We start from the raw sequence: 14,442 nt of genomic DNA on the forward strand, positions 1-14,442 counted from the left end.
AAAACGCTAAAGTTGTACGCATTATCAAGTAAACCTGCTATGCTACGCAACTTACTTTTTTTATCTTATCGAGGCAGACATGACGCAACAAAACGTTCAATCGACTTCTGAACCCACTATTTCCGAAAACGATTTAATCGCACAGCGTCATGCCAAGCTTAAACAGATCCAAGATAGTGCTGCCGAGAAGGGTGTAAGCCCTTGGCCAAACACGTTTAAACGTAAAGATTATGCGCAAGATCTACAAGATCAATTCGCTGATCAAGATAAAGCACAAATTGAAGCTGCTGAGCATGTTCATGTTGCAGTTGCTGGTCGTGTGATGCTCAACCGTGGTTCATTTATCGTGATCCAAGATATGACGGGTCGTATTCAACTTTATGTTGACCGTAAAGCATTGGACCCAGAGGTGTTGGCGACAATTAAAGGTTTAGACCTTGGTGATATTATCGCGGTTCAAGGTTATATCGGACGTTCAGGTAAAGGTGATCTTTACGTACATATTGAAGATTTTGAGTTATTAACTAAATCTTTACGTCCATTACCAGATAAGTTTCATGGTCTTAACGATACTGAAGTTAAATATCGCAAACGTTATTTAGACTTAATCGTAAACGAAGAGTCACGTAAAACTTTTGAAATCCGTGCCAAAGTGGTTTCTGGTATTCGTGAATTTTTGACCAAAGAACGCTTCATGGAAGTTGAAACTCCAATGATGCATGTGATTCCAGGTGGTGCTTCTGCGCGTCCATTTGAAACACATCACAATGCTTTGGACATGCCACTTTATTTACGTATTGCGCCTGAGCTGTATTTGAAGCGTTTAGTGGTTGGTGGTTTTGAGCGTGTGTTTGAGATTAACCGTAACTTCCGTAACGAAGGTGTTTCTACTCGTCACAATCCAGAATTCACCATGATTGAATTCTACCAAGCTTATGCAGATTATAAAGATCTGATGGCTTTAACAGAGAATATGCTAGAGAAACTGGCTGTTGATATCTTGGGAAGTACTGATGTGCCATACCAAGGTGAAGTATTTAGTTTCAAAGGTCCATTTAAGAAAATTTCGATGTTTGATGCGATCTTGGAACATAACCCAAGTTTAACAGCAGAAAATGTAGCGGATCGTGAGTTTTTAGCTAAGTTTGCCAAAGAAGAACTCAAGCAAGAAGTTAAGCCTGGTTTTGGTTTAGGTAAGCTACAAACAATCGTGTTTGAAGAAACAGTTGAAACTGAGCTACGTCAACCAACATTTATTACTGAATACCCTGCAGAAACATCACCTCTTGCACGTCGTAACGATCATAATCCACATATTACTGACCGTTTCGAGTTCTTTATTGGTGGTCGTGAACTTGCAAATGGCTTCTCTGAGTTAAATGATCCAATTGATCAAGCAGAACGTTTCCAAGCACAAGTTGCTGAAAAAGACGCAGGAGATGATGAAGCAATGCATTACGATGCAGACTTCATTGAAGCGCTTGAGTATGGTTTACCACCAGCTGCGGGTCAGGGTATTGGTATTGACCGTTTAGTGATGTTATTTGCTGATGCAGCAAGTATCCGTGACGTGATCTTATTCCCGCATATGCGCCGTAAAGATGTTTAATTAACACCTATAAAATTTACACAAAAAAGCTGCTCAATTGAGCAGCTTTTTTTTACATTTAACCAATAATACTGAATAGGGGCATTTTAGCTTTCAAATACAGCATTTGAACGCTGCGTAGTTTTCGCCTGATAGTAAACTAAGACTAATCCAAAGGCTGCGAGAATAGCACCAACGATTGAAATTTCAGCATAGCCCATTCCAACACTTAAAACGGCACTCCCAGCGGCTGCTCCCAATGCATTCCCAAGATTAAATGCACCGATGTTGACTGATGCAGCAAGTCCAGGTGCTTCATGAGCAACAGACATAACACATATTTGGATAGGAGGAACAATTGCGAAAGCGGCAACTCCCCAAACAAATAGAGCGATACTCGCGCCGACAGTAGTTGTAGCAAGGATTGGGAAGACTAGCATCACCACGATTAACAAGATGAGAAAACCGATGAGAGTCTTATATAAAGATCGATCAGCAAGCTTTCCACCTAAATGATTTCCCACTGAAAAACCAATACCGATAATGATCAGCATCGATGTAATAAACATTGGCGTGGCATGGGTGAGATTTTGTAGGCTAGGCGCAATATACGTATAAAGGCTGAACATCGCACCTGCACTAAAGACTGTTGTCAGCAGGGCCGTTAGCACTGCTGGCCGGATCAGTACTTTAAGCTCAGCTTTAACATCTGGACGTTGGCCAACTAAATCTGCTGGAATAGCCTTGTAGAGCGCAGACATGGTTATTACACCAAGTAATACAATTGCCATGAAGGATGTACGCCAACCGATATTTTGACCGACCCATGTCGCAAGCGGTACACCACCAATGTTAGCCAGAGTCAGGCCCATAAACATCGCAGCCACAGCACTGGTTTGTTGTTCTTTCGGTACGACACTGGTTGCAACGACAGAGCCAATCCCAAAGAATGCTCCATGATTGAGGCTCGTGATAATACGCGCGCCCATCAGTCCCCAATAACTAGGGGCTATTGCAGCAAGTAAGTTACCAATGGTAAATATTGCCATGAGTATGACCAGTGTTTTTCGTCGTGGCAAATGTCCAAACAAAAGGGTCATAAACGGTGCAGCTAACATCACTCCCAGTGCATAAGCACTGATTAGCATACCTGCAGTAGCAATAGATATATTTAAGCTCTCAGCAATTTCTGGGAGAAAACCCATTGGAGAAAACTCAGTTGTTCCGATAGCAAAAGCACCTACTGCCAATGCGAGTAATGGTAAATTGATTTTGTTCATTCAGGTAGTTGACCTTATTTATCCCAAACTGGTGCAAGTTCCGCAGGGTCAACCTCACGACCTTGGCGCTCTAGTGCTGCTATAAGCTGCATTTCCTCTGCACTTAGTTGAATTTGCTGCGCTTGTAAATTCTGCAATAAATGGGCTGCTTGAGTTGAGGAGGGAATTACGCTATAGCCGAGCTGTAGTGCCCAAGCCAAGGCAATTTGTGCACTATTGGCTTGGTGTTGCTGTGCAATTTGCTGTAGTACGGGATCATGTAACACTTTGCCATAGGCTAAGGTCATATAAGAGGTTACATCAATATTTTGCTGATTTAAAAAATCAACCAGTTTTTGATTTTGTAAATAAGGGCTAAGTTCGATTTGATTGGTGGCAATGTGTTCACGCCCAATCGCATCAATTGCCTGTTGGGTTAAATCAATATTAAAGTTTGAAATCCCAATATGGCGCGTTAAACCTAATTGTTTAGCTTCTAATAAGTTTTTCATCATTTCTTCAACGCTGATACCAAGCTGAGGTGCTGGCCAGTGAATTAAAGTTAAATCCACTGCATCTGTGCGTAATTTTTGTAGGCTCTGTTTTAAGCTGGGAATTAGTTGATCAGCAGTGTAGTGTGTAGTCCAAATTTTGGTGGTTAAAAAGATATCATTGCGATTGACCTGACTTTCAGTGATTGCTTGACCGACTTCTGCTTCATTGCCATAGATTTGTGCGGTATCAATCGCACGATAGCCTAAGTCTAAGGCTGTTTTGATTGAATCAATAAGGATCTGGTCTGAAAGGCGAAAGGTACCTAAACCAAATTGAGGAACAATACGAGACATGTTGATTTACTCTATAATTTGAAATTAGTGCTATTTTCTAGTGATTTATCTTGCTAAAAAATAGGAGGATAAGCAAAATATTATTGATTTTAAGTCAACAATAGCTGATGAAAGAGCCTGTAATGAAATCAAGTCTAGATGAATTAGTCGCGTTTATAAGTATTGTTGATAGTGGATCAATTGTCGCAGCAGCTGAGCAATTAGGATTAACCACCTCAGGGGTGAGTCGCTCTTTGCAACGTTTAGAAAGTAAGTTAAATGTGACCTTATTAGAGCGCACGACTCGAAAAATTAAACTGACCCAAGAAGGGCAATTGTTTTTACAACGCTCACGTAAGATTGTACATGATCTCAATGAAGCTGAGGATGCATTACTCAAGTCTGATCGGGATACAGCGGGCTTGATTCGAGTTGACTCAGCAACACCCTTTGTATTGCATGTTATTGCACCCTTGCTGATCGAGTTTACCGCACTTTATCCTCATATTGAGATTGAGCTAAATAGTCATGATCAAGTTATTGATCTGTTAGAACATAAAACAGATGTGGCGATTCGATTTGGTGAGCTGAATGACTCAAGTTTACATGCCAAATTACTCTGTACCAGTCGTTTATATATCGTTGCGAGTCCTGCATATCTACAGCAGTATGGCTATCCACAAAGTCCAGCAGAGATTTTAAAACATACACAAATTGGATTTAGCAAAGTCCCTAAATTAAATGAATGGCCGTTGTATATAGCAGGTGAGCGTTTACAAAGTCAGGCCAAAATCAAAGCATCTAGTGGAGAGACTGTACGCCAATTGGTATTGCAAGGATTGGGGATCGCCTGTTTATCTGCCTTCTTAGTTGAGCAAGATATACAACAAAATCGAATGGTTGCTTTATTTGAAGAGCAATTAGAAATGAACGAGCAAAAGATTCATATTGTGTATTATCAGCAAGAACATGTCCCAAAACGGGTACGTTTATTTATTGAGTTTTTATCGGAAAGAATTGGTAATTTTATATAATTAACAATAAGTTATATCTATAGGTGTCGTGACATAAAGCAAGCACTGAACTACAGTTGTTTATCATAGATTGAACAGGTTTATATGTGCACATTTGAAATCGACAAAATGATCATATGACGAAAAGTAATATTTATATCTTAAAACAAGCAATTGCCACTAAGACTAACTCTCTATAATGAAAACAAATTTTTATTATCTACGTTGCTTAGAGCGTATTGTTTGGTGCTGCCGATGTCTATTGATCAGGAAAGATTTACTCACTTAAAACAGCTAGAAGCTGAGAGTATTCATATTATTCGCGAAGTTGCTGCAGAATTCGAAAACCCAGTGATGTTGTATTCGATTGGTAAAGATTCTGCGGTCATGCTTCATCTGGCATTGAAAGCATTTTACCCAGCGAAGTTGCCATTTCCATTATTACATGTCGATACAGGATGGAAATTTAAAGAAATGATCGCATTTCGTGATCACATGGCACAAACACATGGTTTTGATCTTATTGTTCATCAAAACAAAGAAGGCCGTGATGCAGGGATTAACCCTTTCGATCATGGTAGCTCTAAATATACCGATATTATGAAAACTCAAGGCTTAAAACAGGCTTTGGATCAGTATGGTTTTGATGCTGCATTTGGTGGTGCTCGCCGTGACGAAGAAAAATCACGTGCTAAAGAACGTGTATATTCGTTCCGTGATGCTAAACATCGTTGGGACCCTAAAAACCAGCGTCCAGAACTATGGAATATTTATAACGGCAAAGTAAATCAAGGTGAGAGTATTCGTGTTTTCCCACTCTCAAACTGGACTGAGTTAGATATCTGGCAGTACATTTATTTAGAGCAGATCCCGATTGTTCCACTTTATTTTGCTGCACCTCGTCCAGTGGTTGAACGTAATGGCACTTTAATCATGGTTGACGATGAACGTATGCGTTTAAAACCAAATGAAGTACCTGAGATGAAATCAGTGCGTTTTCGTACATTGGGCTGTTATCCATTGACTGGTGCTGTACAGTCCGAAGCTGCAAATTTACCTGAAATTATTCAAGAAATGTTGTTAGCGACCAGTTCAGAGCGACAAGGTCGCATGATTGATCACGATGAAGCAGGCTCGATGGAAAAGAAAAAACAGGAAGGTTATTTCTAAACCACGCAGCTTTCATTTTCTATTTCAGTATTTTTGGAGTTTGAGCAATGTCTCATCAATCAGAATTGATCGGTCAAGATATTTTGACTTATTTAAAACAGCATGAACAAAAAGACTTATTGCGCTTTCTTACTTGCGGTAATGTCGACGATGGTAAAAGTACACTGATTGGCCGTTTGTTGTATGATTCAAAATTAATTTATGAAGATCAGCTTCAAGCCGTTACACAAGACAGCAAAAAAGTAGGGACGACAGGAGATGCTCCTGATCTCGCATTATTGGTTGATGGCTTACAAGCAGAACGCGAGCAAGGCATTACGATTGATGTTGCTTATCGTTATTTTTCGACCGATAAACGTAAATTTATCATTGCAGATACTCCAGGGCATGAACAATATACGCGCAATATGGCGACTGGTGCATCAACCGCAGATTTAGCAATTATCTTAATCGATGCACGATATGGCGTACAAACTCAGACACGTCGTCATAGTTTTATTGCCAGTCTTTTGGGTATTCAAAATATTATTGTTGCAATCAATAAAATGGATTTAGTTGATTTTTCACAAGATCGCTTTAATGAAATCCAAGCACAATATCATCAATTTGTAGAGCAATTGGCTGAGCGTAAACCAGACAACATTCAATTTGTGCCAATCTCAGCCTTAAATGGCGATAACGTCGTTAATGCTTCTGAACGTTCAAAGTGGTATACAGGACCGACTTTGATGCAAATTTTAGAAACAGTAGATGTACGTCGCCAAGCCAATAAGCATGAGTTCCGTTTCCCTGTACAGTATGTCAATCGTCCAAATTTAGATTTCCGTGGTTTTGCAGGCACAATTGCTTTAGGTGAAGTTGCTGTAGGAGATGAGATTGTTGCATTACCTTCAGGCAAACGTTCAAGTGTAAAAGAAATTGTAACCTTTGATGGTAATTTACCCCGTGCTTTTGCGGGTCAAGCTGTGACATTGACACTGAATGATGAGATTGATATTTCACGTGGCAATATGCTGGTTAAAGTGGGTGAGCAGCCACTCATTTCGCGCCGTGCACGTGCAACTTTAGTGTGGATGAATGAACAACCGCTAGCGATTGGTAAGCTATATAACATTAAGTTAGGTACACAAACTGTACCTGCAAAAGTGGTTGAGATTAACTATCGCATAGATGTAAACACACTTGAACATACCAAGGTTGAGCAATTAGAGCTCAATGCGATTGCCGAAGTTGTTGTTGAGTTTGATAAAGCCGTTGTATTTGATCGATATCTCGATAGTCGAGCAACAGGCTCATTTATCTTTATTGACCGACTCAGTAATGTCACGATTGCTGCGGGTATGGTTGAAGATAGTGAGGATTGGCAAGCACAACATAAAGTTGTCACCGCTACAGATCGTGCTGCTCGTTTGGGACAAAAACCGGCTTTAGTTGCTGTAGCAAATAGTGTAATTGCACAGGCTGAGTTATTGGAAAGTGCGTTATTACAACAAGGTATTGTTTCAATTGTTCGTGCAGATTTAACTGTAGAGCAACAGGCTTTACTGCGTGAAACTGGTGTATTGGTACTGACAAATTCAGGAGCGGTAGCGGATCAAACAATTGAAGCCGAGAATCTAGATGAAGTTATTATCGAGCTTGTACAACTGACACAGCTTTAATTGATCAAAATGCGTAGTCAATGATGACTCATCATTGTTGATGCAACTTGAAAAGAGGCCAATGCAATTTTTGTATTGGCCTTTTGCTATTTATGCTTGATGATCGTTTAAGTTTGAATCAACCTCAGAGCGAAGTTCGAGTTGTTCAAGGGTCTGTATATATTGTTGTAAAGTCAGGAGGCCTGTCATGCGCTTTACAATCTGTCCATGATCAAAAAATAAGATACTGGGTAGACCATAGATTTGATAACGTTGAGTTAATATCGGTGATTGATCAATATTAACTTGACCGAACTTAATGTTGTTTGAACTCTGCTGCGCCAATCGTATAAAGGTTGGTTTACTTTGTACACAAGGTGTGCACCAGTGGGCATAGAAGCGAATGACTGCTAATCCGCTATGATGTTCAAAGTCTTGAAAATTATTTTCATTGTATTCAGTAACGGTGTTCATAAGTTTAATGGTATATCTAAATCAGGGCTAAAGTGAGTATAAGCTAAAGTTAAGCTTTGTCTTAAATGTCCAGCAAAGGATATAAAAGTTAAAGTGTATAAATTCAATAAAAGCGAATACACGAAGTGTTTTACTTCTCTCTGAACTCGCTTTATGTTGAAATGATCATTAAACATTATTTAGGGAAATCTTATGTCAAACCAAATGCAACAAGTCATTATTACTGAAGCGGGTGGACCAGAAAAATTAGCGATTGAAACAACTCAGATTCCAACTCCCGCTGCCAATGAAGTTTTAGTTAAAGTACATGCCTTTGGTTTGAACCGTCCAGATATATTACAGCGCCAAGGGCTTTATCCAATGCCTAAAGGGGTAACGCCAGTACCTGGTTTAGAAGTTGCTGGGGAAGTGGTTGCGGTAGGTGCAGAAGTTAACCAATTTAAAGTGGGTGACAGTGTATGTGGTTTGACCAATGGCGGTGGCTATGCTGAATATTGTGTTGTTCCAGCGACACAAGTTTTACCTATTCCTGAGGGAGTAAGTTACGTTCAAGCCGCTGCAATTCCTGAAACTTTCTTTACGGTTTGGGCCAATGTATTTCAAATGGGCCGTGCCAAAGCAGGAGAGACTGTATTGGTTCATGGTGGAAGTAGTGGGATTGGTACAACAGCATTAATGTTGTGTCAGGCACTGGGTATAAAAAGTTTTGCAACTGTTGGTTCTGATGAGAAAGTTGCAGCAATTGAACATCTTACGCATGCAATTAACTATAAAACAGCGGATTTTGAAGCGGTAATTCGTGAGCAAACCGAAGATGCGGGTGTGGATGTAATTTTAGATATCGTTGGAGCACCTTATTTAGAACGTAACTTAAACTTATTACGTCGTGATGGACGTTTGGTTTATATCGCATTTTTAGGTGGGGCAAAGGCCAAAGAAGTTAAACTGGGCCAGATCATGATGAAAAGATTAACCATCACTGGTTCAACGATGCGTGCACGTAACACTTCTGAAAAAGCTGAAATTAATCAAGGACTTGTTGAGCATGTCTTGCCACTATGGCAACAAGCTAAGTGCTTGCCAATGATTTTTAAGACCTTTAAGTTCAATGAGATTCAACAGGCACATATCGCAATGGATCAGGGTGATCATGTCGGTAAAATCGTGGTCGAAGTGATTGCTGCTGAGAACTAAGCTTAAGTTGATGAGGCTGTATTACTGTTGTAGTACAGCTCATCGCTTCGGCGGATTAATTGATGTGGTTAATCGCAGTATTTCAATGAATTTTATGCGACAATTGCTTTTTTATTCTCAATTAGGTCGATCATGCAAGATCAAACTCCCTCATCTTTAAGTGATATTGAAATTTTAGATGTCCTACAAGCAATGAAAGATGATGTACTCAATAGCGAAGCAGAAGAGCTTATTCGTCAGGGAGGCAAAGCAGGTCGTCAAGAGGCACATAAGCAAGCATTATTATCTTTGTATCAAAGCTTTGAAACGAAGTTTATTGAAGCTGTTGTTTTAGCACTGCATTTAAATAGCAGCCAAGCTAAAAAAATTCGTTATAAAAAAGATCGTATTCGTATTATGCGTGCCAAAGGTATTGATTATTTGGCTATTGATGGGGCAGAAACCGCACAAGTACTGGCACAGATTGCTCAAGCAATTACCCTAGAGGATTCAGTCGTGACTTATGACTTACATAATATTTTTCCTTTCTGGAAAGAAGGCTGGCCAATGGTGCAATTGGATAACGCCTATAAATTATTAAATGATGACATTCATATACACTATCAGGCTACCTTAGATCGTCTGATTGAAATTTACGGCTAATGTAAATTAATACTTGATCGTATAGTTGTTATATTTCTTGATATACAAAGGCCATAGTAAATCTATGGCCTTTGCTTTTCAGTAAAATCTAATTTACAGCACAGAATAAAAAGGAAATACTCCAAATATGAGTGCTGATGTCAACATAACCAAGCAGGTAAGGCCTGCCCATTTAAGGGTAAACTTTTGATGGTCAGCAAATTCAATTGCTGCAAGGCCACACAGTAAATATGTTGAAGGTACCAGAGGTGAAAGTAAGTGTACAGGTTGACCCACAATAGATGCACGAGCCATTTCTACTGGACTAATGCCATATTGAGAGGCTGCTTCAGATAAAATAGGTAAGACACCATAATAAAAAGCATCATTAGACATAAAGAAGGTGAGGGGCATACTGAGTATGGCTGTTATAGGGGCTAGATAAGGTCCCATACTCGTTGGAATAATATCGATGAGCTCTTTGGACATCGCAGCAACCATACCCGTACCTGATAATATGCCTGTAAAGACACCTGCTGCAAAGATAATACCGACTACAGCCAACGCACTAGCAGAATGATTGGCAATTAAACGCTTTTGCAGGTCTAAATCTTGATAATTTACGACCAGTGCAATACAAAGTGCCAGCATAAATAAAATAGGTAAAGGCAGTATTCCCCAAATTAAACTAACCATTAATGCAAATGTGAGTAGTCCATTAAACCAGCGTAATTTTGCTCGATTTGCACTGGGGTCTTTTGAAATCTGAATATTATCAGCATGGCTAATGTCCAGTTCAATAATTCCTAAACGTTTACGTTCAAAACGGCCATACATATAAGCCACGAAAAATAACCATGCAATTGAAATAAGCATAGGAATGATCATTGGAACAAAAACGGCGCTTGGGTCGACTTTTAAAGCACTTGCTGCACGAGCTGTAGGCCCACCCCATGGCGTTAGATTCATAATCCCGCTGGCAATCATCATTAGACCGGCCATAATTAACGGGCTCATGCCTAAGCGGCGATAAAGGGGGAGCATTGCTGCAACACAGATCATATATGTGGTCGAGCCATCTCCATCAAGAGAAACTATAAGCGTTAAAAAAACTGTACCTAGTGTTACTCTAAGTGGATCTCCTTTGACTTTTTTTAAAATCCATTTTACTGAGGGATCAAATAAGCCTGTATCGATCATGATAGCAAAATATAAAATTGCAAATAAAAGCATAATGCCTGTGGGAGCGAGTTTTTTGATGCCATCTAACATCATTTCACCCAGAGCTGTAATTTCGATATGACTTAAGCTATCGAAGTAAAATCCTAGACAATAAGCCAAGACAGTGAAAATTACAGGGATGAGTATTAATGCAACCAATGCATTTAAGCGCTTCGACATAATTAAATACATAAAGCAGAGGATCATTGAGATCCCTACAAGTGCAAGCATAATGCAGTCCTTTGATCTATTTTTTAATGAGATTTTCTTTTGGTGAGAGTACTGATCCTATCTTGGACCAGCCAGCCCATTTAAATTGAACTGATATCTCCATAACCATTCATTATTTTAATGATTGTTTAAGAAATATTAAACAATCTATTTTTAATGTTAAGGTGTTTTGCATTTTTATGGTAAATGGTACTTAAAAAATAATGAGTTAGAGAGGTGTTTAATTATTTTAGGCAAATAAAAGGCAGTCAATTAACTGCCTTATAAATACAAAAGAATCTGTAGTGAAGAAATGAATCAGTCTTTGGTATTTTCCTTCGCATCTTCAGTTGTCAGTGGATTGGCTTGTTTAAGTAAGCGAGTCACCAAGAGTTGATCGATTTTATAGTTGTCTACATCAACAACCTCAAATTTATAGTCACCATAGATGACAACGTCAGCAGGACGTGGAATTTTACGCAGTTGGTACATCATAAAACCAGCCAGCGTTTCATAATTCTCATTGTCAGGCATACTATCAATAGCCAATGCATGCATTAGATCTTCAATTGGTGTACTGCCTTCAATTAACCAGGAGTCAGGGTCTCGTTGAATAATTTGTTGCTCATCTTCAATTGGTGTACCCCAATCCCCCATGACAGTACTCATAATGTCAGATAAGGTAATTACGCCCACGACGAGCGCATATTCATTGATGACAACAGCAAACTTTTCTTTACTTGAGCGAAAACGGTCTAGAGATTCGGATAAGGTTAATGTATCTGGAATCGTAAGTACATTTCGTATTGTAGATTCATTGAGTTGGTTTAGTTTTTGATTATTTAAAATTCTCACCAAAATATCTTTGGCATCTACATAACCAATGACATGATCGATGTTTTCATTACAGACTAAAAACTTTGAAAATGGAAACTCAGCGAGTTTAGAGCGAATACTTTCTTCAGATTCATTTAAAGTAAAATACACAACATTTTCACGTGTTGTCATACTCGAAGGGACATTACGTTCTTCAAGTTCAAATACGTTTTCAATAAAGTGATGTTCTTGCTTTTGAAGTACACCCGCTTGAGCACCAGCATTTACTGTCGCTGAAATATCATCAAAAGTAAGGCTATCATCACGTTTAGTTGTCACTTTAAAAACTCTAAAAATAGAGTTAGCAATGATATTAATTACCCATGCTAAAGGTTTGCAGATTTTAATAAAGATATTGATGGGATTAACCACCATAATCGAGAGCTTCTCTGGAAATATCATGGCCAAACGTTTTGGCATTAAATCTGCAAATAAAATAAATAAAGTCGTTACAGTGATAAATGATAAGCTAAAACCAATTGTTTCAGCCCATTTACCTTGATAAAACTCATTTACTAATTCAAAAAAATAAGGACGTAACGATGCTTCACCGACAATACCACCTAAAATGGCAACAGCATTGACACCTATTTGCGTAGAAGCAAAAAAGTCTGCAGAGTTTTCTTGTAATAAAATGACTTTATTTGCACGCTCATCTGTCTCAGCAAGGAGTCTTAACTTTATTTTGCGTGAGCCAGCGATAGCAATTTCAGATAGAGATAAAAAGAATGAGCATGATACCAATATGATCAGTATTATCATGCTTTGAAAAATATCCATGCCCCACCTGTAGTTATAAGGATTAATCGCTGTAGTAAAATGATTTGAGCCGAAAATCTGTATAAGGATAATAGGCTGTAGTTAAAATTAAACTAAGTCGATGCAACTATCAAACAGCGCATGATGAATTACAAGGAACTTGTATAACAAGCTTTAGATAACTTAAATAAAACTATAAAGTATTTGTCTTGCTAAACATATTTTTTTTTATAATTTCAAACAACATATGCCTTTTTGACACCAGTCTTAAAGCTTGATTAGGACTGGCATCATAGCATATTTTGCCGATTAGAAGAACGTATTAGGCAATTGTGAATTATTATTGTTGAGTAAATATTCGCGATTTTCCTCTTCAATAATTTGTCGTGCAACATATAGAATTAACTGACGTAACCAACGATGCGCAGGATGATGGTGTAAAAGTGGGCACCAAGCCATTTTAAGTTCAAATTCTGGAATATAAAAAGGAGGATCCTTAATATTCAACGTTTGACTTTGGGCTTGTAGACGAGCGATACGCGAAGGAAGCGTTGCGATTAAATCTACGTTCGCTGCGAGCAGTGCAGGCATTTGATAGTGTCGAGTAAAAACAGAAATTTTACGCTTTTGTCCAATACGATCTAATGCTTGATCAATCCAACCTAAACCTGCTTGTTTTTCAGGATTAACACCAAAACCAACGCCCATACCTGTTTTAGAGACCCAAATATGCTGTGCATCTAAATAACTTTTTAAATTTAGATTGTTTGCAGCAGGGTGTTTGGTATTTAGCAGGCAAGAAAAACTATCTCGCCAAACAAGTACTTGGTGAAAGCTTTGTGGGATTTCATTGAAACGGTTAATGGCAAGATCAACTTTTCCTTGTTCCATATCACGATATGAAACATCACTCGGAGTAAGGAAATCAAGAACAACATTAGGAGCTTCTGAACGTAATGCTTTAATTAAACGAGGAACTAAGGTGGCTTCGGCGTAGTCGGAAGTCATGATTCGAAAAACACGATTACTGGTATAAGGTCTAAACTCAGTACGTGGTTCCAAGATCATCGACAGATCAGATAGTGCATCACGAATACGTGGTTGTAACTCTAATGCACGTTCAGTTGGCGTCATACCTTCAGAAGAGCGAATCAGAAGAGGGTCATTAAATAGATTACGTAAGCGACGTAAAATATTACTCATAGCAGGTTGGGTTACCCCTAACTGTTCTGCTGCGCGAGTTACATTTTTTTCACGTAAAAGTATGTCTAGATAAATTAAGAGGTTGAGATCGACCCGCTCTAGATTCATAAAATAAATACCGGAAATAAACTTTTGAAATCGTCCAGCATTATGCCATAACTAAAGCCTTTTGTGTAAAGGCTTTATAAAAAGCACTGATGATTATGCACTTAATTTTTTAGATGTTTTTTTGATCGATCAATAAAGAGTTAAAGGTTCATTTATGTTAGGCCAAAGTCCTAAGTTAAATGGTCAGCGTGAAGGCATAAAAATATTAAACTAAAGTGAAATGGTTGGTTTTTGAACTTTTTTATATCATATGCCTGAAATAAAAATATTAAAAAACAA

At 38.6% G+C, this 14,442-nt stretch carries 12 protein-coding genes; 6 read left to right on the forward strand and 6 right to left on the reverse strand.

Features of this window, described 5'->3' with window-relative positions; all coding sequences use genetic code 11:
- Nucleotides 1-79: 79 nt before the first annotated feature.
- The gene (gene lysS, locus Aru01_RS07235) at nt 80-1,609 is read left to right on the forward strand and encodes a lysine--tRNA ligase (RefSeq protein ID WP_016655308.1); all 1,530 of its coding nucleotides are present in this window, start codon (nt 80-82) and stop codon (nt 1,607-1,609) included.
- A gap of 86 nt (nt 1,610-1,695) precedes the next feature.
- Here lysS and Aru01_RS07240 read toward each other — a convergent pair whose 3' ends face one another.
- Both Aru01_RS07240 and dkgB read right to left on the reverse strand, forming a co-directional pair.
- Nucleotides 1,696-2,868, reverse strand: coding sequence for an MFS transporter (locus tag Aru01_RS07240; RefSeq protein ID WP_016655309.1), 1,173 nt, complete (start codon nt 2,866-2,868; stop codon nt 1,696-1,698).
- A 14-nt stretch (nt 2,869-2,882) separates the two neighbouring features.
- Nucleotides 2,883-3,695 (reverse strand): 2,5-didehydrogluconate reductase DkgB, encoded by an 813-nt coding sequence (gene dkgB / locus Aru01_RS07245; protein WP_016655310.1) that lies wholly within the window; start codon nt 3,693-3,695, stop codon nt 2,883-2,885.
- A gap of 122 nt (nt 3,696-3,817) precedes the next feature.
- On the opposite strand from dkgB, the gene Aru01_RS07250 reads away from it, so the two are divergent.
- The 3 genes from Aru01_RS07250 (at nt 3,818) to cysN (ending at nt 7,518) form a co-directional block, all read left to right on the forward strand.
- The gene (locus tag Aru01_RS07250) at nt 3,818-4,708 is read left to right on the forward strand and encodes a LysR family transcriptional regulator (protein WP_016655311.1); all 891 of its coding nucleotides are present in this window, start codon (nt 3,818-3,820) and stop codon (nt 4,706-4,708) included.
- A 234-nt stretch (nt 4,709-4,942) separates the two neighbouring features.
- Nucleotides 4,943-5,857: a sulfate adenylyltransferase subunit CysD gene (cysD, locus tag Aru01_RS07255; protein WP_016655312.1), complete on the forward strand. Its 915-nt coding sequence runs from the start codon at nt 4,943-4,945 to the stop codon at nt 5,855-5,857.
- A gap of 47 nt (nt 5,858-5,904) precedes the next feature.
- Entirely contained in the window at nt 5,905-7,518 is a 1,614-nt protein-coding gene (gene cysN / locus Aru01_RS07260; RefSeq protein WP_016655313.1) for a sulfate adenylyltransferase subunit CysN, read from the forward strand.
- Between the two features lie 90 nt (nt 7,519-7,608).
- Here the strand turns inward: cysN and Aru01_RS07265 are convergent, their stop codons facing one another.
- On the reverse strand, nt 7,609-7,971 hold the full coding sequence (locus Aru01_RS07265) for a thioredoxin family protein (RefSeq protein WP_016655314.1): 363 nt from the start codon (nt 7,969-7,971) through the stop codon (nt 7,609-7,611).
- A 192-nt stretch (nt 7,972-8,163) separates the two neighbouring features.
- On the opposite strand from Aru01_RS07265, the gene Aru01_RS07270 reads away from it, so the two are divergent.
- Both Aru01_RS07270 and Aru01_RS07275 read left to right on the forward strand, forming a co-directional pair.
- Nucleotides 8,164-9,165, forward strand: a complete 1,002-nt coding sequence (locus Aru01_RS07270; RefSeq protein ID WP_016655315.1) for an NAD(P)H-quinone oxidoreductase — start codon at nt 8,164-8,166, stop codon at nt 9,163-9,165.
- Nucleotides 9,166-9,297: 132 nt separating this feature from the next.
- The gene (locus tag Aru01_RS07275) at nt 9,298-9,807 is read left to right on the forward strand and encodes a hypothetical protein (RefSeq protein WP_016655316.1); all 510 of its coding nucleotides are present in this window, start codon (nt 9,298-9,300) and stop codon (nt 9,805-9,807) included.
- A 93-nt stretch (nt 9,808-9,900) separates the two neighbouring features.
- Here the strand turns inward: Aru01_RS07275 and Aru01_RS07280 are convergent, their stop codons facing one another.
- The 3 genes from Aru01_RS07280 to Aru01_RS07290 all read right to left on the reverse strand — a co-directional run bounded on the left by Aru01_RS07280 (nt 9,901) and on the right by Aru01_RS07290 (nt 14,163).
- Nucleotides 9,901-11,238, reverse strand: coding sequence for a CitMHS family transporter (locus Aru01_RS07280; RefSeq protein WP_016655317.1), 1,338 nt, complete (start codon nt 11,236-11,238; stop codon nt 9,901-9,903).
- Between the two features lie 297 nt (nt 11,239-11,535).
- The gene (gene paeA, locus Aru01_RS07285; RefSeq protein WP_016655318.1) at nt 11,536-12,873 is read right to left on the reverse strand and encodes a polyamine export protein PaeA; all 1,338 of its coding nucleotides are present in this window, start codon (nt 12,871-12,873) and stop codon (nt 11,536-11,538) included.
- 288 nt (nt 12,874-13,161) lie between these two features.
- Entirely contained in the window at nt 13,162-14,163 is a 1,002-nt protein-coding gene (locus Aru01_RS07290; RefSeq protein ID WP_016655319.1) for a LysR family transcriptional regulator, read from the reverse strand.
- Nucleotides 14,164-14,442 lie beyond the last annotated feature (279 nt).

The sequence above is a fragment of the Acinetobacter rudis genome (genome assembly GCF_000829675.1).
Classification (GTDB): domain Bacteria; phylum Pseudomonadota; class Gammaproteobacteria; order Pseudomonadales; family Moraxellaceae; genus Acinetobacter; species Acinetobacter rudis.